This is a genomic window from Myxococcus sp. MISCRS1 (assembly GCF_026626605.1).
Taxonomy (GTDB): Bacteria; Myxococcota; Myxococcia; order Myxococcales; family Myxococcaceae; genus Myxococcus; species Myxococcus fulvus.
Genome location: NZ_JAPNKB010000001.1, coordinates 2,397,109 through 2,415,864, shown reverse-complemented (window position 1 = coordinate 2,415,864; position 18,756 = coordinate 2,397,109). Strand labels below are relative to the sequence as shown.

At 70.3% G+C, this 18,756-nt stretch carries 12 protein-coding genes, 5 tRNA genes and 1 other RNA gene; 6 read left to right on the top strand and 12 right to left on the bottom strand.

Annotation, left to right across the window (positions count from 1 at the left end; genetic code table 11):
* Positions 1-867: 867 nt before the first annotated feature.
* A complete protein-coding gene (gene dnaX / locus OWM54_RS09195) occupies positions 868-2,073 on the bottom strand; it encodes a DNA polymerase III subunit gamma/tau (RefSeq protein ID WP_267697221.1) in 1,206 nt (401 codons plus the stop codon).
* A gap of 55 nt (positions 2,074-2,128) precedes the next feature.
* On the bottom strand, positions 2,129-3,667 hold the full coding sequence (locus tag OWM54_RS09190; protein ID WP_223750557.1) for a phytoene desaturase family protein: 1,539 nt from the start codon (positions 3,665-3,667) through the stop codon (positions 2,129-2,131).
* 211 nt (positions 3,668-3,878) lie between these two features.
* Here OWM54_RS09190 and OWM54_RS09185 point away from each other — a divergent pair, with 211 nt between their 5' ends.
* Positions 3,879-5,228, top strand: coding sequence for a glycosyltransferase family 39 protein (locus OWM54_RS09185; RefSeq protein WP_267697220.1), 1,350 nt, complete (start codon positions 3,879-3,881; stop codon positions 5,226-5,228).
* A 97-nt stretch (positions 5,229-5,325) separates the two neighbouring features.
* Here OWM54_RS09185 and ffs read toward each other — a convergent pair.
* The 9 genes from ffs to OWM54_RS09140 form a co-directional block, all read right to left on the bottom strand.
* Positions 5,326-5,418, bottom strand: an RNA gene (gene ffs / locus OWM54_RS09180) — signal recognition particle sRNA small type.
* Positions 5,419-5,448: 30 nt separating this feature from the next.
* Positions 5,449-5,535, bottom strand: a tRNA-Ser gene (locus OWM54_RS09175).
* A 13-nt stretch (positions 5,536-5,548) separates the two neighbouring features.
* Positions 5,549-5,635: transfer RNA gene (locus OWM54_RS09170), tRNA-Ser, on the bottom strand.
* Positions 5,636-5,641: 6 nt separating this feature from the next.
* Entirely contained in the window at positions 5,642-6,109 is a 468-nt protein-coding gene (gene tadA, locus OWM54_RS09165; protein ID WP_267697219.1) for a tRNA adenosine(34) deaminase TadA, read from the bottom strand.
* Positions 6,110-6,132: 23 nt separating this feature from the next.
* Positions 6,133-6,206, bottom strand: a tRNA-Arg gene (locus OWM54_RS09160).
* 30 nt (positions 6,207-6,236) lie between these two features.
* Positions 6,237-6,326, bottom strand: a tRNA-Ser gene (locus OWM54_RS09155).
* Between the two features lie 42 nt (positions 6,327-6,368).
* Positions 6,369-6,455, bottom strand: a tRNA-Ser gene (locus OWM54_RS09150).
* A 114-nt stretch (positions 6,456-6,569) separates the two neighbouring features.
* Positions 6,570-7,850, bottom strand: a complete 1,281-nt coding sequence (serS, locus tag OWM54_RS09145; protein WP_223785001.1) for a serine--tRNA ligase — start codon at positions 7,848-7,850, stop codon at positions 6,570-6,572.
* A gap of 136 nt (positions 7,851-7,986) precedes the next feature.
* On the bottom strand, positions 7,987-12,591 hold the full coding sequence (locus OWM54_RS09140; protein WP_267697218.1) for a tetratricopeptide repeat protein: 4,605 nt from the start codon (positions 12,589-12,591) through the stop codon (positions 7,987-7,989).
* A 202-nt stretch (positions 12,592-12,793) separates the two neighbouring features.
* On the opposite strand from OWM54_RS09140, the gene OWM54_RS09135 reads away from it, so the two are divergent.
* The 3 genes from OWM54_RS09135 (at position 12,794) to OWM54_RS09125 (ending at position 15,867) form a co-directional block, all read left to right on the top strand.
* The gene (locus OWM54_RS09135; protein ID WP_223784968.1) at positions 12,794-14,107 is read left to right on the top strand and encodes a protoporphyrinogen/coproporphyrinogen oxidase; all 1,314 of its coding nucleotides are present in this window, start codon (positions 12,794-12,796) and stop codon (positions 14,105-14,107) included.
* Positions 14,108-14,197: 90 nt separating this feature from the next.
* A complete protein-coding gene (locus tag OWM54_RS09130; RefSeq protein ID WP_141328445.1) occupies positions 14,198-14,908 on the top strand; it encodes a glycosyltransferase family 2 protein in 711 nt (236 codons plus the stop codon).
* 20 nt (positions 14,909-14,928) lie between these two features.
* Positions 14,929-15,867, top strand: coding sequence for a polysaccharide deacetylase family protein (locus tag OWM54_RS09125; RefSeq protein WP_267697217.1), 939 nt, complete (start codon positions 14,929-14,931; stop codon positions 15,865-15,867).
* Between the two features lie 3 nt (positions 15,868-15,870).
* On the opposite strand, the gene OWM54_RS09120 is transcribed toward OWM54_RS09125, so the two are convergent.
* Complete coding sequence (locus OWM54_RS09120) at positions 15,871-16,575, bottom strand: esterase/lipase family protein (protein ID WP_267697216.1); 705 nt, start codon at positions 16,573-16,575, stop codon at positions 15,871-15,873.
* 351 nt (positions 16,576-16,926) lie between these two features.
* On the opposite strand from OWM54_RS09120, the gene OWM54_RS09115 reads away from it, so the two are divergent.
* Both OWM54_RS09115 and OWM54_RS09110 read left to right on the top strand, forming a co-directional pair.
* On the top strand, positions 16,927-17,781 hold the full coding sequence (locus tag OWM54_RS09115) for a lysophospholipid acyltransferase family protein (RefSeq protein ID WP_141328441.1): 855 nt from the start codon (positions 16,927-16,929) through the stop codon (positions 17,779-17,781).
* A 40-nt stretch (positions 17,782-17,821) separates the two neighbouring features.
* Positions 17,822-18,745 carry an SDR family oxidoreductase gene (locus OWM54_RS09110; RefSeq protein ID WP_223750564.1) on the top strand — a complete coding sequence of 308 codons (924 nt, stop codon included), beginning with the start codon at positions 17,822-17,824 and terminating at the stop codon, positions 18,743-18,745.
* Positions 18,746-18,756 lie beyond the last annotated feature (11 nt).

Genomic DNA, 18,756 nt, shown 5'->3' with positions numbered 1-18,756 from the left:
GGGGTGGCGCTGACGGAAGTTGGAGGCGTCCACGCGCCCGCGGCTGGCTGGGGCGGGGGGATGTCACGTGCGGCCCCGTCATGCCGTGGCAGCGCGATGTTGGCGGGCGGCTCGTCTGATGCGCCTCCACCGTGGCGGGGCAGGTCGATGTCCGGTGGTGGCTCGGGCTGGTAGTCGGAGTCGTCGTAGCGAGAGGCGCCCGAGCCTCGCGTGTCGAATGACGCGGGCGCATCGAAGCGAGGCGCTTGCGCGGGACGCGCGAAGTCTCCTGTGGGCTGCGGTCCGGAAGCCGGTGCTGGCGCATCCCACGGTGGGCCTGTCGGCGCACGTGTCGTGGACCCGGTGGTGGGCTGTCCCGCAGATGGACCCGGGGCATCCCAGGGTGGGCCCGATGGCGCACGCCCCAGCGCTCCAGCGGAATGCTGCCCAGCCGAGGCCCCCGTCGCGTCCCAAGGCGGGCCCGAGGGCGCACGCCCCATCATTCCGGCGGGGGCCTGGCCAACAGTCGCGCGAGACGCATCCGATGGACCCCCGTGCGGCGGGCCCACCGGCACTACTGCGTGCTGAGGACCCGCGGCGCCACTCGGTCCGCTTGGCGCGACGGATGGTGCACCCTCGAACGCGCCACCCAGCGGCCCGCGAGTCGACGCTCCATGGGACGACGTGCTCCCGTTGCTCGCCCCCGCACTCGAGTGCGGCGGAGCCGACGGCATGGCCGTGGACACGCCATCGTGCGATGGCACTCCTCCGGACGCACCCGTCGGCCTCGGCGTCGAGGCGGGCTGTTGCCCCGTCGCAGGCGCGGCTCGACCCGTCTCCCACGGACGTGGGGCGGGCGCGGCTTCGGGGGGCGGAGCCTGGCGAGGCTCAGGCGCGAAAGTTCGTGGAGCTGGAGCGACCTCCTGGCGCTCCAGCATTGGCCTTGTCCGACTGAGGCAGTCCAGCCGTGAGCCGGTCCACCTTCGCGAGCAGCTCCGGAATCGACCCTCCGGGCGACAGCTGGATGGCCTTCAACAGCGCCATCTCCAGCGCGAGCCTCGGCTGCGCCGCGCGCGACACATCCCAGACGGAGCCATGCACCACGTCGAACATCCGCGTGAGCTGCGCGCTCTCCGCGTCTTTCGCCAGCGCCACGAGCGCCTTCTGCTCGGACTCGGCCAGCTCCGCGGGCGCCTCGCCCAGCGTCTTGGTGACGAAGAGGTGGCGAAGCTGCATCGCCAGCTCCTCCGCGAGGCGCTTCAAATCGAGGCCCCGATTGAAGACCTCCTCCACGCGCTCCAGCACGCGCTTCGCATCCTTGTGCACCAGCGCGTCGGCGAAGTCCTGCACCATCGTCCGGTCGATGGCGCCCAGCGCCTCGGCGACCTCCTCGTCCGTGGGATTCGCTCCGCACGAGGCGAGCACCTGGTCCAGCAGGCTGAGCGCGTCGCGCATGCCGCCCTCGGACTGGCGCACCACGAGCGACAGCGAGCGGTCCGAGATGCCCGCGCCCTCCGCCTTGCAGATCTCCTGCAGCCGCTGGAGCATCCGCGCCGCGGAGATGCGGCGGAAGTTGTGGCGCTGGCAGCGCGACAGGATGGTGTCCGGGAGCTTGTGCGCCTCGGTCGTCGCGAAGATGAACTTCACGTGCCCGGGCGGCTCCTCCAGCGTCTTGAGCAGCGCGTTGAACGCCGCCCCCGACAGCATGTGGACCTCGTCGATGATGTAGATCTTGTGCCGGTCGCGCTGCGGCAGGTACTTCGCGTTCTCGCGAATCTCGCGGACGTTCTCCACGCCGTTGTTGGAGGCACCGTCGATCTCCGCCACGTCCACGCTGGTGCCGGCGGCAATCTCCGTGCACGCCCGGCACTCACCGCAGGGAGTCGCCGTGGGGCCCTTCTCACAGTTGAGGGCCTTGGCGAGCAGGCGTGCGGCCGTCGTCTTGCCCACGCCGCGCGGGCCGCAGAACAGGTACGCGTGCGCCACCCGGTCCATCTTGATGGCGTTCGCGATGGTCCGGACGACGTGCTCCTGTCCGGTCATGTCATCGAACTTCTGCGGACGCCATTTGCGGGCGAGGACGAGGTAGCTCATGGGGGCAGTCATCTAAACACGACGGCGCGAAGGATCCATCTCCAGGCGCTGCGACTCAGCGTCCGAGCGCTTTCAGCACGACCTGGGCCGAGTTGTGCCCCGCCGCGCCGATGACGCTGCCCGCCGGGTGGCAGCCCGCGCTGCAGAAGTAGAGCCCCTGCACCGGCGTCTCGTAGGGCAGCCTGTCGGTGAAGCCCAGCTTGTTGTCCACATGGTGGATGTGCCCGCCGGTGATTCCGAAGTGGCTCTCGATTTTCGGCGGCGTGAGGGCGAAGTACTCCTGGACCAGATCACTGGTCCCCGGCGCGAAGCGGTCGCACACCGACAGCAGCTGCTGCACGTAGCGCGACTCCTCCTTCTCCCACGTCGTGCCCTCGAGCTTGTAGGGCACCCACTCCACGAAGAGCGCGGAGTTGTGGCGGCCCTCGGCGTCACGCAGCGACGGGTCCACGGTGGTGTGGATGTACCACTCGATGGAGGGGAAGTCGGACAGCCTGCCCGCCTGCGTGTCGCGGTACGAGCGCTCCAGCGCGCCGAGCACGTCGTCCTCCTGCGGCAGCAGGTGGATGGTGGGGCCGAACTGGCCCTTGTCCTCGGGCAGACAGGTGAACCTCGGCAGCTCCTTCAGGCACAGGTTCACCTTGAGCGTGGTGCCCGGCACCGCCATCGCGCCCACCTTCGCGCGGTAGTCCGCCGGCAGTGCCGCGGTGTCCACCAGCTTCAGCGTGCGGAACGGGTCTCCGTTGGACACGACCACGGAGGCCTGGAGCTCCTCGCCGTTCTCCAGCACCACACCCTTCACCACGCCCGAGTCCACGCGCACCGACGTCACCTTGGCGCCCGTGCGGATGACCGCCCCGTGCTTGCGCGCGACGTTGGCGATGGACTGGGTGACGGTGCCCATGCCGCCGCCGACAATCATCCACGTGCCGCCGCTGCCCGGCAGCCGGCACATGTTGTGGACGAGCAGGTTCATCCCCGTGCCCGGCGTGTCATAGCCGCCGTCCAGTCCGGAGAAGGCGTCCGTCACCGCGTACATCGCCTTCACCAGGTCGGACTTGAAGCCGAAGCGCTCCAGGTACTGGCGCGCCGAGCCCCGACACAGCTTGAGGAAGTGCTCGCGCAGCGCGGGCCGGATGTAGCGCTCGGCGGTCTCCTCGTGGGTCAGCGGCGGCTTGAGCCACGCGGGCGCCAGGTCGTCACGCAGCGCGGCCAGCTCCGCGTTCATCGCCTGGTTGGCCTCCCAGTCCGCCTGCGAGAAGAACTCGAGGAACTGGCGCTTCAGCTCGCGCTCGTCCGAGCCGAACAGCAGATAGCGCTCGCCCGTGGTGGGCAGGAAGTAGTGCGGGTCCCTCCGCTTGAGGGGCAGGTCCAGCTCCAGCTCGCGCAGGAGCTCCGGGGGCATCAGTCCCAGCAGGTACGCGCCCGTGGACACGCCCAGCCCGGGCGCGCTCTTGAACGGGTACTCCGTCCGGCACGCTCCGCCGATGACGTCCTTCTCCTCCAGGACGGTGACGGACAGGCCCCTGCGCGCGAGCATCGCCGCTGTCACGAGTCCGTTGTGTCCCGCTCCCACCACGATGACGTCCGGCATGGCCTGCTCCTTCTCGAGGGAACCGCGTTCCTACCCGAGCGAGGCCCTGGCGGACAAACGTCCGCTGGCTTGCACCTCGCCGCCGGGCCGGGGAGAGTCCCGGGCGCCCGTGTCCGCCGCCCTGCCCGAGACGCCCACCCCGCCCATGTCGCCCGAGCCCCCGCCGTCGGATGTCGCTCGGCCACATCCTCCGGCGAGCCCCTCCCTCCTTGTGAGGGCTGCCCTCGTCGTCGTGGCGCTGCTGCCGGCTGTCATCGCCGTGGCCCAGCTGGGCCGCATCCACCCCGACGAGGTGTTCCAGGCGCTGGAGCCCGCGTACTGGCGCGTGCATGGCTATGGCGTGCTGGCGTGGGAGTGGCGCGATGGCATCCGTAACTGGGCTGTTCCGGGAGTCCTGGCCGGCTTCCTGAAACTGGCGGGGATGCTGGGCATCACCGACCCCCAGGGCTACCGCGCGATGACGGCCGTGCCCCAGCTCGCGCTGCATGCGTGGAGCCTGTGGGCCGCGTACCGCTTCGCCGCCCGGCGTACAGGCGTCTCGGGAGGCTGGCTGGCCGTCCTGCTGGTGGGCCTCTACGGGCCGGTGCTCGTCTTCGCGGGCCGCACCCTGGCGGAGTCCTTCTCCACGTCCTTCCTGGTGGTGGCCATGGAGGCCCTGGACCGGCGTGAGCGCGAGACGCGGGCGGGGCTCCTCGGTGGCGCCGCGCTGGGGCTCGCGGTGGTGACGCGCTACCCGTCCGCCATCTGTGTCCTCACCGCGCTGCTCTATCTGCTGGTGGCCCGGCGCTGGCGGATGCTGGCCTTCACCTGCCTGGGCGGGCTCGTCGTCGCGGCGGGCCTGGGACTCCTGGACCACCTCACCTGGGGCAGCCCCTTCCACTCGTTCTTCACCTACGTCCGCTTCAACGTCCTCTCGGGCGAGGCCGCGGCCCGCTTCGGCTCGGCGGCTCCCGGCTTCTACCTGCTCCCCCTGGTGACGGCCGTTCCCGGTTGGGCCTGGGTCGCGGTGCCCCTGGGCCTGCGAGCGGGGCGGCGAGGCGTGTCCCTGCCGCTGACGTGCGCCGCCGTCTACCTGGGCGTGCTGCTCGTCACCGCGCACAAGGAGGAGCGCTTCCTCTACCCGGCGCTGGTGCTGGGCGTGCTCGCGGCGGCGCCCGTCGTCGCGGACCTCCTCACCACGCGCGTTCCCGCATCCGCTCGATGGGGCGTGACGGCGATGGCGCTGGTGACGGGGCTCGTCTCCGCCCGCTGGTTCCCTCCCCAGGACCTGCGGGCGGACCAGTTCCGAGCCATCGTCGCGTCGACACGGATGGGCGGCGCCACGGGGCTGCTCATCGTCAACGAGGGGCTCTGGGGCTCCGGCGGCTTCTTCTACCTGGGCCAGCGCATCCCCTGGCTCACCTGTGACTGGCCCCGAGACGAGGCCTTCCAGCGAGGGCTGAACGACCGGACCTTCAACCGCGCCGTCTCCTTCGAGGACCGGGCCCTGCCCGAGCTCCAGGCTGGCGGCTTCCGGATTGCGGAGCGCATCGGCCGCGAGACGCTGCTCGTCCGCGACTAAGGTCGACAGGGCAGGGCGCCGGTCAGGTGCTCTGGCCCAGGGCGGACTCCGTACCCCGCAAAGGCGAAGAGCCAGCCTCCGAAACGGAGGCTGGCTCTTCAGAACGGCCGGGACACACGCGGTGGTACGCTACCGTTGCTTCCTTCCGGACCTGGCGGGGTTCGCGCCCCCACGTTGTCCCGACCACAAAGGCTGTAGACATCAACTGCAGTATCAACAACGGAGAGGGTGGGATTCGAACCCACGATACCCTTTCAGATATACACGCGTTCCAGGCGTGCGCCTTCAACCGCTCGGCCACCTCTCCAGAAAGTCTGGAGCGGAGAGCGTAGGATTCGAACCTACGATACCGTTACCGGTATGCCTGATTTCGAGTCAGGTGCCTTCGACCACTCGGCCAGCTCTCCAAGTATTCAATTGTCGCGTCGCTTCGCGCGCAGGCGCCCGAAGAACGTTTTGAGAAGAGTCGCGCTGTCCTCAGCGAGGATACCACGAGTGACCTGGAGCCGGTGATTGTGCCGGGGTTCCTCGGCCAGATTGTAGAGAGAGCCGACCGCGCCGGCTTTCGGGTCCATGGCGCCCAACACGAGGCGAGTCACCCTGGACTGGACCAGCGCTCCGGCACACATGGCACACGGCTCCAACGTCACGTACAGGGTGACGCCCGTCAACCGCCAGACCCCGAGATGCCTGCGAGCGGCATCCAGTGCGAGGACTTCCGCATGGGCGAGGGGGTTGCGATCCACTTCGCGGCGGTTGAAGCCCGTGCCGATGATGTTTCCATCATGGACGGCAACCGCACCGACGGGGACCTCTCCGAGTGTCGCGGCTTCCCGCGCGAGCGCGAGCGCCTGCTGCATGAAAGCTTCGTCGTCACTCATGGAGACGGCGTGAGAGAAGGGAGCGCTCCCTGGAGGATTCGAACCTCCGGCCTTCGGATTCGTAGTCCGACGCTCTATCCAGCTGAGCTAAGGGAGCAAAATCTTCACGCGCTGCTACAACGACAAGTGGCGGAGAGAGAGGGATTCGAACCCTCGATACCCTTTCGAGTATGCAGGTTTAGCAAACCTGTGCCTTCAGCCTCTCGGCCATCTCTCCAACTCTTCTCTGTCAAAGAACCGCAAAACTCAAGAACATTTTCGGAGGCGGTAGGATTCGAACCTACGGAGAGCTTGCACCCTCTGCGGTTTTCAAGACCGCTGCCTTCAACCGCTCGGCCACGCCTCCAAACAACCCAGCCGGCGGTGTCCCTCGGACCGACGTCGACCGTGGGGCCGCCCTTCTACCTGATTCTTCGCCCGTTGCAAGCGGATGATCACACCTTTTCGCCACGCTGCTTCGCTACAGCGGCTTGAGCTCCTTGAGCCCTCCCATGTACGGCCAGAGGACCTCCGGGATGGCCACGGTGCCGTCGTCGCGCTGGTAGTTCTCCAGGATGGCGATGGACGTGCGGCCCACGGCCAGGCCACTGCCGTTCAGGGTGTGAGCGAGCTGGGGCTTGTCTCCCTTCTGGGGACGGAAGCGGATCTTCGCGCGGCGCGCCTGGAAGTCGCCGCAGTCCGAGCAGGACGAAATCTCCCGGTAGGCGTTCTGCCCCGGCAGCCAGACCTCGATGTCGTAGGTCTTGCGGGCCGAGAAGCCCATGTCGCCGGTGCACAGCAGCATCACCCGGTGGTGCAGGCCGAGCCGCCGCAGGATGTCGCACGCGTCGTCCGTCATGGCCTCGAGCTCGTCCAGGCTCTTGTCCGGCTGGGCGAACTTCACCATCTCCACCTTGTGGAACTGGTGCTGGCGGATGAGGCCGCGGGTGTCCTTGCCGGCCGCGCCTGCCTCCGCGCGGAAGCACGGGCTGAAGGCGCAGTAGCGGATGGGCATCGACTCGCCCTCGAGGATTTCGTCCGCGTGGTAGTTGGTGACGGGCACTTCCGACGTGGGGATGAGGAAGCGCTCGGGGTCGCCCAGCGTCTTGAAGGCGTCGTCCTCGAACTTGGGCAGCTGGCCCGTCCCCATCATCGTCTCGCGCAGCACCAGGTAGGGCGGGAGCAGCTCCGTGTAACCCTTCTGGGTGTGCACATCGATCATGAACGTGACGAGCGCCCGCTCCAGCCTGGCCAGCGCGCCCTTGTAGAAGGTGAAGCGGCTGCCGGACACCTTCGCGGCGCGCTCGAAGTCGAGCATGCCCAGCTTCTCGCCCAGCTCGAAGTGCTGCTTGGGCGTGAAGGGCAGGTTGGGCTTCTCACCCCAGCTCTTCACCTGGACGTTCTGGTCCGCGCTCTCACCCACGGGCACCGACTCGTGGGGGAGGTTGGGGATGAGCAGGAGGATGCGGTTGATCTCCTCCTCCACCTCCTTGAGGCGGCTGTCCTTCTCCTTGATCTCCTGGGAGACGGCGCGGAGGTCGCCGCGCAGCGCGTCCAGCGCCTGGGGGTCCTCCTTCGCCTTCTTCTTCATCTCCTCGTTGGCGGCGTTACGGCGCGCGGCGAGGGACTCCGTGGCGCGGTACAGCTCGCCGCGCTCGGAGAAGAGGCGCTGGAAGGGGCCGAGGTCCAGGTTGCCGCCCCGCGTCTTCAGGCGAGCGACGACCGCATCGAAGTTCTGCGCAACGTACCGGAGGTCCAGCATGGGGGACGCCTTGTAGTCACCCTTGGTGGGCGTCAGCAAGGTTCCTCGCGCCCGGGGTGCTCAAGGGCGGACGCCCCGGGCGACAGGTGCCTGACGCCGGCCATCCCCGTGAGGACGGCCGGCTGTCGGCTGCCCGCTAGTTCTGCAGGTCGTAGATCTCTTCCTCGATGTCCTTCTTGTCGGTCGCGTCCGGCTTCTTCACCAGGTAGTCCTTGAAGGCCTGGACGGCTTCCTTGCGCTTGTTCTTCTCCTTATAGGCGAAGCCCAGGTAGTAGTAGGTCATCGCGTTCTCCGGCTCGGCGTCGGCGGCCTTGCGGTACCAGTCGATGGCCTTGGCGTGCTGGGTCTGCTCGGTGAAGGCGCGGGCGACCTTGTAATAGACGTACGTGAGCTTGGTGTCCGCCTTGAGCGCCGTCTGGTAGCGCTTGATGGCGTCGTTCCAGCGGGCGGCGTTGAAGTAGGCGTCACCGATGGAGCCGAGCACGCGGGTGCGGCGCGGGTCCGACTTGAGGCTGGCCTCGAAGGACTCGATGGCCTCGTCGAACTCGCTGTTCTCCAGGTGGGCGTGGCCCAGGGCCTCGTGCGCGTCGGCGTTGGCCGGGTCCAGCTCCACGGCGGTGTTCCACTCACGGATGGCGTCGGGGAGCTGCTTGGCGTCGCGCAGGATGACGCCGTAGGCGTAGTGGTAGTCGGGGCGCTTGGGGGCGCGCTCCACGGCCTTGCGCATGGCGTCCATGGCCTGGGTGAACTCCAGCCGCTTCGCCTTCACCAGGGCCAGGTAGTAGAGCGCCTCGTGGTTGGAGGGCTCGTTGCTGAGCGCCAGGCCCAGGTTGCTCTCCGCGCCGGGCAAATCGCCCCGCTCCAGCAGCACCGCGCCCAGGGTGATGGGGATGGTGGTGGAGCGCGGGTCCTCGCCCTTGGCCTTCTCCAGCTCCGCCACGGCCTCGTCGAGCTTGCCCAGCCGCCACAGCACGAGTCCGCGCTGCAGCCGGCCGTCCTTCAACAGGTGCGGGTCCAGCTCCAGGGCGCGGTTGGCCTCCGTCTGGGCCTTCTCCAGGTCACCATTGAGCAGCGCCACGCGCGACAGGCCCAGGTGGGCGTCGGCGAGGTTGGGGTCCAGCTGCACGGCGCGCTCGAACTCCTGCTGGCCCAACAGGGCGTTGTTCTCCGCCAGGGCCAGCTCGCCCAGACCCGCGCGCACGCCGGCCAGGTCCGGGGCCTTGGTGGCGGCCTGCTCCAGCTGGGTGCGGGCCTCCGCGTTGCGGCGCTGACGCAGGTAGAAGCGGCCCAGGTAGAGGTTCGCCTCCACCAGGTTGGCGTCCGCGGCGATGGCGCGCTTGTAGTGGCCCTCCGCCTCGGAGAGCTTGTCCAGCGCGTCCTCGATGCGGCCGTAGAGGTACGCGATGCGCGCCTCGTTGGGGAAGCGCTGGCTGGCCTTCTGCACGGCGTCCAGCGCCGCCTGCATCTTGCCGGTCATCACCAGCGAGGTGATGTGGCCGTCGGCGTACTCCAGGTTGTCGCCTTCCTCCGACGCGAGCGCCGTGTAGAGGGGCAGGGCGCCCTCGTAGTTGCGCTGGGCGCGCAGCACATGGGCCAGCTGGGCCTTGAGGAAGTCGGACTGCGGGTCCTTCTCCATCGCGGACTTCAGCTCGGCCTCGGCCTCCTTGGGCTTGTGCTGATGGAAGAGCGCCACGCCCTTGAGGCCCCGGGCGCGGGCGAGCTCCGCCGGGCCCAGCGCGGACTGGACGTCCTCGGCCAGGGCCTCGTCGACGGACTGGGCGCCCTTCTCCGCGTCCTTGCGCACCAGGAGCTGCACGGCGGCGAGCTCCACGGCGGACGAGGCGTGCTTGCGGTCCGCCTCGAGCGCGGCGGCGTAGGCGGCGGCGGCCTCGTCGGCGCGGCCGGCGGCCTGGTGCAGGTTGCCCAGTGCGTGGTGGGCCTTGGCGGACTTGCCGTCGGCGGCGAGTACCTTCTTCAGCGTCTCGACGGCGCCGTTGAAGTCGCGCTTCATCGTCTGGGCCTCGGCCACGAGGAAGGCCAGCTCCAGGTCGCCCTGGTTGCCCTCCCGCGAGTACGCGTCCAGGAGCGGCGCCAGCGCGGCGTCCGCCTGCCGCGAGGTGAGCGCGAGCGAGGCCGTCACCTTGATGAAGTCGACGTCCTTCTCACCGAGCAGCTCGATGTCCGCCATGCCGTCGCGGCAGCGGGCCATGTCGGACGCGTCCGCGGCGGCGTACCTGCGCTGCAGGTAGTAGACGGACTGGCACCACAGCGAGCGCACCGCCGGGTACTCCTTCTCCTGGAGCGCCTGGGCGGAGAGCGTGTGGGCCTGCTTGTAGCTGGCGAAGGTGTCCTGGAGCAGGGCCTGCTGGGCCTGGCTCACCAGCTGCGCCTGGGGCGAGCCGTCCGAGACACGCGCGGGGAACAGGGCCCGGCGGCCGAAGGCGCCGTAGCGCGTGCCGAACTCGGTGCCCACGCCGATGCCCAGCAGCACCACGCCGACGCCGGCGGCGATGAACATGGGGACGCGCTTCTTGAGCTTCTCGTTGGCGCCGCTGCGGTCCACCACGGAGACGGCCGCCATGCGGCCCTCGTAGAGCTGCTCCAGCCGGCGCATGTTCGCCTGCTGGCCGTTGGCGTCCGAGGCGGGGGCGCTGGGCGAGTCCGACGCGGCGGCGACGGGCGCGGCCGCCACCACCTTGGCCGGGCCCTCCATCAGCCGCTGGATGGCGGCGGCGAAGGTGGGGATGGTGCCGATGGCGGACCAGGACTCGGAGTCGAGCGAGACGTCCTCGTTGCCGAGCAGCTGGCCATCCTCGAGCATCTTCACGACGACGCCCTCGTCGAACGGGCCGAACACCTTGCCCGAGCGGCGGCGCACGTGGAAGCGGCGCACCTTCGCGCCCGCCTGGGCGCCCGCGTCGCGGCCGGCGGCGTCGTCGATGAACGACAACATCTCCAGGCCGTCGGCGGGGCCGGCGTTGGGCGGCGGAGGCAGCGGATCCGACAGGTCCGCCTCCAGGTCATCCGCGGGGCGCGCGGTGGGGTCGAACTCGAGCGAGTCCGGGATGCCGGGCGACGCCGAGGGCGGGGGCGAGCCGAAGTCCACGTCGCCGAAGTCCACCGCGGGGTTGAAGGGCGCGGGCGGCGGGGGCGCGGCCTGGGGCGGGGGCTCGGCGAAGTCGAGGCTGAAGTCCGGCATCGGCGCGGGCGCGGAGGGCGCGGCGAAGTCGAACGACAGGTCCTGCGGCGGCGCGGCGGGGGCCGGCAGGTCGGCGAAGTCCATCGCGGGCGCGGCGGGGGACGGCAAATCCGAGAAGTCCAGTCCGGGCGAGGCCACCGGTGGCGCGGCCGCGAACGGATCCGCGGGCATCGGCAGCTCGGCGAAGTCGAACGAAGGGCCACCGTCGGCAGGCGGGGGCATCGCGAACGGATCCGCGTCGACGGGCGGCTGCGAGTACGCGGGAGGCGGAGGCAGCGCGAACGGGTCGTCGTTCACGGTCGGCTGCGAGTACGCGGGAGGCGGGGGCAGCGCGAACGGGTCGTCGTTGACGGGGGCCTGTGCGTACGCGGGGGGCGGGGGCAGCGCGAACGGGTCGTCGTTGACGGGCGGCTGCGAGTACGCGGGCGGAGGCGGCAGCGCGAACGGGTTCGCCTCGACGGGGGCGCTGGCGTGTCCGGGCGCGGGCGTCGGGGGCAGGGCGAAGGCGGTGGCCTCGCCGCTCGGCGACTCGACGTCGAAGGCGAACGGGTCCGCCTCCGGCTGGGGCTGCGCGGGGACGGGCAGCGAGTCGTCGGAGAAGTCGAAGTCGCGCGCGGTGCCGAGCGTGTCGGGCTGGCTGAAGGACGAGGACGGGTCCAGGTCCACGGGCGGCGCCAGCGCGTCATCGGAGAAGTCGAAGTCGCGCGTGCCGTTGGCCCGGGCGGGCGGGGCGGCCTGCTCCGGGAACGCGGCGTTGGGCATCGGAATGGCCACGACACGCGTCACGTCGCGGTCCTGGCGCGCAGGAGGCTCCGCGTCGTCGAAGCCCGTGCCGAACGCATCCGCCTGGGGCGCGGCGCCGGGCAGGGGGATGGCGTCAACGGCCGAGGCGGCGCCGGGCAGCGGGATGGCGCCGGCGTTGTCACCGAAGGCGTCCTGGGGCGCGGCGCCGGGCAGCGGAATCGCGCCCGCGTCGTAGCCGTAGGGGTCGGCCTGAGGGGCGCTGCCGGGCAGCGGAATGGCGCCGGCGTCGTAGCCGAAGGCGTCCGCCTGGGGCGCGGCGCCGGGGAGCGGAATGGCCCCCGCGTCGTAGCCGTAGGGGGCTGCCTGGGGCGCGGCGCCGGGGAGTGGAATGGCCTCGGGACCCGCACCCATGGCGATGGCACCCGAGGGAGCGGCGCCGGGCAGCGGAATCGCGCCGCCGCCGAAGGCATCCGCCTGAGGGGCGCTGCCGGGCAGCGGAATGGCGCCGGCGTCGTAGCCGAAGCCGCCCGACTGGGGCGCGGCGCCGGGGAGCGGAATGGCCTCGGCGCTCGCACCCATGGCGCCGGATGGCGCGGCGCCGGGGAGGGGAATGGCGGCGGGCGCGCTGGCCTGTCCCGGGAGGGGAATGGCGGCGGCGGGCGCCGGAGCGCTCACGGCCTCGGCTTTGATGGGGAAGGTGGTCTGGCACCGGGCGCATTTGAGCTTCGCGCCACCCGGGGGGATCCGCTTGTCATCGATGTTGTAATTCGTCTGGCAAGACGGGCAGGAGACTTTCATGGGGTTCCTTCGACAGGACCGGCGCGGCGCAGGGTAGCAGAGGCGTTTCCAGCCCGGAAAGAACGCGCAAGCCCGCACTGGGGGCGTTGTTCCGCCCCCGCCTCCCCAGGCGAGCATCCGAGGGCCCCGTCGGCTCCGCGTTTCCGCCCACCGCGCGTTCGGCTCCCCCCTCACCGGGAGGAGGTGGTAGGACCGACCCGCCATGGAACCCATCGTCATCCTCGGAGCGGGGCTCGCGGGCCTGTCCACCGCCCACTTCCTCCAGAAGCCCTGGCGCCTCATCGAGAAGTCCGAGCGCGTCGGCGGGCTCATCAAGACCGAGGTCATCGACGGGTGTTATTTCGACCCCACCGGCCATTGGCTCCACCTGCGCGACCCTGAAATCCAGGAGCTCGTCAACACGCGGTGGCTGCCGGGGCAGATGGTCCGCATCCAGCGCAAGGCGGGCATCTTCACGCGCGGCGTCTTCACCCGCTTCCCGTACCAGGTGAACACGCACGGGCTGCCGCCCGAGGTCGTCTCCGAGAACCTCATCGGCTACGTGGACGCCATCTACGGCGAGAAGGGCCGCGCCCTGCGCGAGCGCGAGCCCCGCGACTTCGAGGAGTTCATCCTCCGCTACATGGGCGAGGGCTTCGCGAAGAACTTCATGGTGCCCTACAACCAGAAGCTCTGGACGGTGCACCCGCGTGAGATGTCCGCCGCCTGGGTGGGCCGCTTCGTGCCGCGCCCCTCGCTCAAGGAGGTGGTGGACGGGGCGCTGGGCGCCGGCAGCGACGCGGTGGGCTACAACGCGTCCTTCCTCTACCCGCGCGAGGGCGGCATCGAGAGCCTGGCGCGCGCCATGCTGCGCGACCTGAAGGGCGGCGAGCTGAGCCTGAACACCGAGCCCACCTCCATCGACTGGAAGGCGCGCAAGGTGGTGCTGAACGACGGCCGGACGCTGTCGTACTCGGGCCTCGTCTCCTCCGTGTCCCTGCCGGGGCTGGTGCGGCTGCTCGCGCAAGGGGCCTCGGGCGTGCCCGACGAGGTGGTCGCCGCGGCGAAGCGCCTTCGCGCCACCACCGTCACCTACGTCGCCGTGGCCGCGCGCGGGCCCAACCGCCAGCCCTGGCATTGGATCTACCTGCCGGAGCCGGAGTTCCACACGTACCGCATCGGCTCGCCGTCGGCCGTCTACGACGCGCTGGCGCCCAGGGACACGTCCACCTTCTACGTGGAGTACAGCCACCACGGAGAGCTGGCCCCGGCCACCGCCGAGCAGTACGCGGTGCAGGACCTGCTGCGCTCCCAGATGATCCACTCCGCGGACGACGTCCTCTTCGCCCACGCGCGGGAGATTCCCCACGCGTATGTCCTCTACGACGAGGCCTACGGTCCAGCGAAGGCGGAAATCCTCCGTTTCCTGGAGCACGCCGGCATCCAGACGGCGGGGCGCTACGGGCAGTGGGAGTACTCGTCCATGGAGGATGCCATCCTCGGCGGGCGGGCCTGTGCCCGGACGCTGAACGGCTGACGGACGTCTGCGACTTCCGACGCATCTTGTCGACGGGTGCCGCGCGGCATGCTAGGCGGACCGGACTGTCGCTCGTCCGGACGTGATTCCATGGCACCGCACCTGTCCGTCGTCATCCCGGTCTACAACGAGGAGTCCATCATCGCCTCGGCGGCGGAGGAGTTGCGCCAGGGGCTGGATGCGCGTGGGCTCGACTACGAAATCATCTTCGCGGAGAACGGCTCGAAGGATGCCACCACGAGCATCCTCGACGCGCTGTGCGCGAAGCACCCTCGGATGCGCTGGTTCCACTCCGAGCGTCCCAACTACGGCGTCGCCCTCAAGGCCGGCATCCTCATGGCCCGGGGCACGTACGTCATCTGCGACGAGATCGACCTGTGCGACGTCACCTTCTACGACGCGGCGCTGCCGCGGCTGGAGCGGGGTGAGGCGGACATGGTGGTGGGCTCCAAGGCGGCCAAGGGCGCCAGCGACCAGCGCCCGCTCATCCGCCGCGCGGCCACGCGGGTGCACAACAAGCTGCTCAAGGTGACGCTGGGCTTCCAGGGCACGGACACGCACGGCCTCAAGGCCTTCCGCCGCGAGGCGCTCCTGCCCGTCATCCAGAAGTGCGTGGTGGACATGGACGTGTTCGCCAGCGAGTTCGTCATCCGCGCGTGGCGCGAGGGGCTGAAGGTGATGGAGATTCCCATCCAGCTCCACGAGAAGCGCCAGCCGTCCATCCACCTCTTCAAGCGCGTGCCCAACGTGCTCAAGAACGTGGGCAAGCTGTTCTACGTCATCCGCGTGCGCGGCACCTGACGCGAAGCAGGGGGCGCGCCGTGACGAGGATTGCGTCCATCTCCGTCGACCTGGACTCGCTGCCGCACTACTGCCGCATCCACGGGCTGCCGGAGTCGCTCCTGGACGCGCGCGCCCGCTCGCTGGTGCACCAGGTGGCGGTGCCTCGCTTCCGCGAGCTGTGGGACGCGCTGGGCGTGCCCGGCACCTTCTTCGCCATCGGCGAGGACCTGGAGTCGGACCCCGTCGCCGCCGGCATGCGCGCCGCCCACGAGGCGGGCATCGAGGTGGCGAGCCACAGCCACGCCCACGACTACGCGCTCACGCGCCGGGGACCGGACGCCATCCTCGCGGACCTGCGCCGCGCCGATGACGCCATCCTCCAGGCCACGGGCGCGCGCCCGGTGGGCTTCCGCGCGCCGGGCTACACGCTCAACGCGGACCTCTACGCCGCCACCCAGGCGCTGGGCTACCAGTACGGCTCCTCCGCCTTCCCGGCCGCGCCGTACTACGCGGCGAAGGCGGCGGTGATGGGGGCGCTGGCCCTGGTCGGCCGGCCCTCGCGCTCGGTGCTCGACACGCCCCGGGTGCTGCTCGCGCCGCGCGCGCCGTACCGGCCGGACCCCGCGAATCCCTACCGGCGTGGCACAGGCTCCGTGCTGGAGCTGCCCATGGCGGTGACGCCCGCGCTGCGCTTCCCGTTCATCGGCACCTTCGCCACCACGCTGCCCCTGCGCTCGCTGCGCGGAGCCTGGCGCGCGTGCCGACGCGACCCCTTCTTCAACTTCGAGCTGCATGGGGTCGACGTGCTCGACGCGACGGACGGCATCCCCGGCGAACTGGTGCGCCAGCAGCGGGACTTGCGCGTCGGAGCGGCGCGGAAGCTGGAGCGGCTGCGCGAAATCTTCGGCTGGCTGCGCTCGGAGTGCGACGTCGTCACCCTGCGCGACGCGGCCAGGCGCCTGTCCGCCAGCGTCTGAGCCTCAGCGCGCCACCGCGGGCGAGCCGAGCACGTCCACCACCGCGTCGTGCACCCGCCGGTCCGTGAGCATCCACGGGTGCAGCAGCACGGGGAACCTTCGCTCGCTGGCGCCGGGCAGCCGCGAGCTGGAGGCGGGGAGGATGGTCAAATCCCAGGGCGTCCAGAAGCTGTGCACCTCCGTGGCGCCCCAGGGGCGCGGGTCCTGCTGGAGCGCGCGCAAGAGCCGGCTGCCCGGGCGCATCTGGGTCACGCCCTTGCCGCGTCCCAGGAACGCCAGGCCCGTGCCCGCGTGAGGCCCGGAGATGGAGATGAAGCGCCGCACCACCAGCCTGCCGCCCAACAGCTGCACCCAGTAGCGGCTGACCAGCGCGCCCATGCTGAAGCCCACCACGTCCACACGACGGGCGCCGGTGCGCGCACGCAGCGCCTCGGCCTCCCGCGCCACCTGCCGCGCCAACGCGGGGATGCCCTCGCTGCCGTTGTTGGGGACCAGGGAGATGGCGTGGACGTGCGGCCAGCCCTCCTGCTCCAGCCGGACGCGCAGGGCGTCGAAGGCGCTGGCGTCGTCTCCGATGCCGTGCACCAGCAACACCGGCGCGCGCTGCTCCACGGGCGCCCGCCGCGGCGACACCGCGAGGGACGACGCCGTCATGGCGCACCCCTCGCAGAACCACGCCAGGGCCAGCAGGACGAGCATCGCGCGCATGCAGGGCGGGACATGGCGATGTCACTCCCCGCTCGCAAGGGACCCCCGGCGCATCCGTTCACGCGAGTCGATGGCGCACACCCTTCCCGTCACGCAGTGCACTCCCGGCTGTCCATGAAGGGCCCCATCGGCGTCCACGCGACGAAACGGCCCCGCCCGTCGCTCATTCCCCTCCCGCGGGAGCCTACACCCAGGCGCACCCCGGTCGCGCCAGCCCCTCGGCATCCCCGGGGATGGCCGCCCTTCACGGACTGTCCGGAGCCCAACGCCACGTCCCCGGGCCCGGGCCCGGCGCGGGGGAGGGTTTCTCCACTCCCGGTGGAAGGGCCGGTGGTGTAAAGAGCCGGGACCATGCTGGAGCGACTCGGCGACCGAGTGAAGAAGGGCCTGCGCGACTGGACCGACCGCCTGGCCAACGACGAGCAGAAGGAACGGATGCAGGCCCTGGCCCGGCCGCAGAACGAGTACGGGGTGGACCCCTTCGGGTACAACCTGGACTTCAGCCTGTCCGCCGTGGCGCCCTTCCTGTGGCTCTACCGCAACTACTTCCGCGTGGAGACCTTCGGCGTCGAGAAGGTCCCCGCCGGCCGCGTGCTGCTGGTGTCCAACCACTCCGGGCAGCTGCCGCTGGACGGCGCCATGATTGGCGTGTCGCTGATGCTGGAGGCAAGTCCCCCCCGCGCCATGCGCAGCATGGTGGAGAAGTGGGTGCCCTCGCTGCCGTACGTCTCCACCTTCATGGCGCGCATGGGGCAGATTGTCGGCACGCCGGAGAACTGCCGGCGGCTGCTCGAGTCCGATGAGGCCATCCTCGTCTTCCCGGAGGGGCTGCGCGGCATCAACAAGCTGTGGCCCCAGCGCTACCAGCTCCAGGAGTTCGGCCTGGGCTTCATGCGCCTGGCGCTGGAGACGCGCACGCCCATCGTCCCCGTGGCCGTCGTGGGCGCCGAGGAGCAGGCCCCCGCGCTCATGGACCTCAAGCCGGTGGCGAAGCTGCTGGGCTTCCCGTCGTTCCCCATCACCCCCACGGGCGTGCCCTTCCCGCTGCCCACGAAGTACCGCATCTACTTCGGGGACCCGATGCACTTCTCGGGGCGCCCCGACGACGAGGACAGCGAGCTGGACAAGAAGGTCCGCACCGTGAAGGCGGCCATCCAGTCCATGCTCCACCAGGGCCTCAAGGAGCGCCGCGGGGTGTTCTGGTGAGCGATTACGCCCGGAGTCGCGGGACCAAGAGAGTGCAACCATGAGACCGGCCGTCGTCGTCACGGGCATCAGCGGCAACCTCGGCCGCACCCTCGCCAAGCTCCTCCACAAGCACGAGCGCATCATCGGCATCGACCGGCGCCCCTTCGTGGGCCGGCCGAAGGACGTGGAGATGTACGAGCTGGACCTGCGCAAGAAGAAGGCCGAGGACGTCTTCCGCAAGAACGAGGTCCGCGCCGTCATCCACATGGGCATCATGCATGACCCGCGCATGAGCGAGGAGGAGCACCACTCGTTCAACGTCGTGGGCACCACGCGGCTGCTCGAGTACTGCGCGAAGTACGGCGTGAAGAAGGTGGTGGTGCTGTCCTCGGCCAACGTCTACGGACCCAGCCCGGACAACTCCAACTTCCTCACCGAGGACGCGCCGCTCATGGCGGCCAGCCGCTTCTCCGGCGTGCGCGACTTGATTGAAGTGGACATGCTCGCGCATGGCTTCTTCTGGAAGCACCCGCACATCGAGACGGTGATTCTCCGGCCCGTGCACATCGTCGGGCCCACCATCAAGAACGCGCCCTCCAACTACCTGCGCCTGCGCCACCCGTGGATGATGGCGGGCTTCGACCCGATGGTTCAGCTCATCCACGTGGAGGACGTCGCCCGCGCCATGGTGGCCGCGCTCCGGCCGGAGCCCAAGGGCGTCTACAACGTGGTGGGCCCGGGCGAGGTGCCCCTGTCCGCGGTGATGCGCGAATTGGGCAACTCGCCCATCCCCGTGCCGCACCCGGTGGCCCGGCCCCTGTTGGGCATGCTCTTCAAGTACCGGCTGGCCAACTTCCCGCCCCCGGAGCTGGACCACATCCAGTTCCTGTGCGCCGTGGACGGCAGCCGCTGGGTGCGGGACGTGGACTGGAAGCCCCGCCACTCCATGCGCGAGACCATCCGCGCGGTGAACGGCGAGTAGCCGCCACTCCC

Bases quoted from the DNA above. Each gene is read 5' to 3' on its own strand.
- dnaX (WP_267697221.1), bottom strand. From the start codon at position 2,073: ATGAGCTACCTCGTCCTCGCCCGCAAATGGCGTCCGCAGAAGTTCGAT.
- OWM54_RS09190 (WP_223750557.1), bottom strand. From the start codon at position 3,667: ATGCCGGACGTCATCGTGGTGGGAGCGGGACACAACGGACTCGTGACA.
- tadA (WP_267697219.1), bottom strand. From the start codon at position 6,109: ATGAGTGACGACGAAGCTTTCATGCAGCAGGCGCTCGCGCTCGCGCGG.
- serS (WP_223785001.1), bottom strand. From the start codon at position 7,850: ATGCTGGACCTCCGGTACGTTGCGCAGAACTTCGATGCGGTCGTCGCT.
- OWM54_RS09140 (WP_267697218.1), bottom strand. From the start codon at position 12,591: ATGAAAGTCTCCTGCCCGTCTTGCCAGACGAATTACAACATCGATGAC.
- OWM54_RS09135 (WP_223784968.1), top strand. From the start codon at position 12,794: ATGGAACCCATCGTCATCCTCGGAGCGGGGCTCGCGGGCCTGTCCACC.
- OWM54_RS09130 (WP_141328445.1), top strand. From the start codon at position 14,198: ATGGCACCGCACCTGTCCGTCGTCATCCCGGTCTACAACGAGGAGTCC.
- OWM54_RS09120 (WP_267697216.1), bottom strand. From the start codon at position 16,575: ATGCGCGCGATGCTCGTCCTGCTGGCCCTGGCGTGGTTCTGCGAGGGG.
- OWM54_RS09115 (WP_141328441.1), top strand. From the start codon at position 16,927: ATGCTGGAGCGACTCGGCGACCGAGTGAAGAAGGGCCTGCGCGACTGG.
- OWM54_RS09110 (WP_223750564.1), top strand. From the start codon at position 17,822: ATGAGACCGGCCGTCGTCGTCACGGGCATCAGCGGCAACCTCGGCCGC.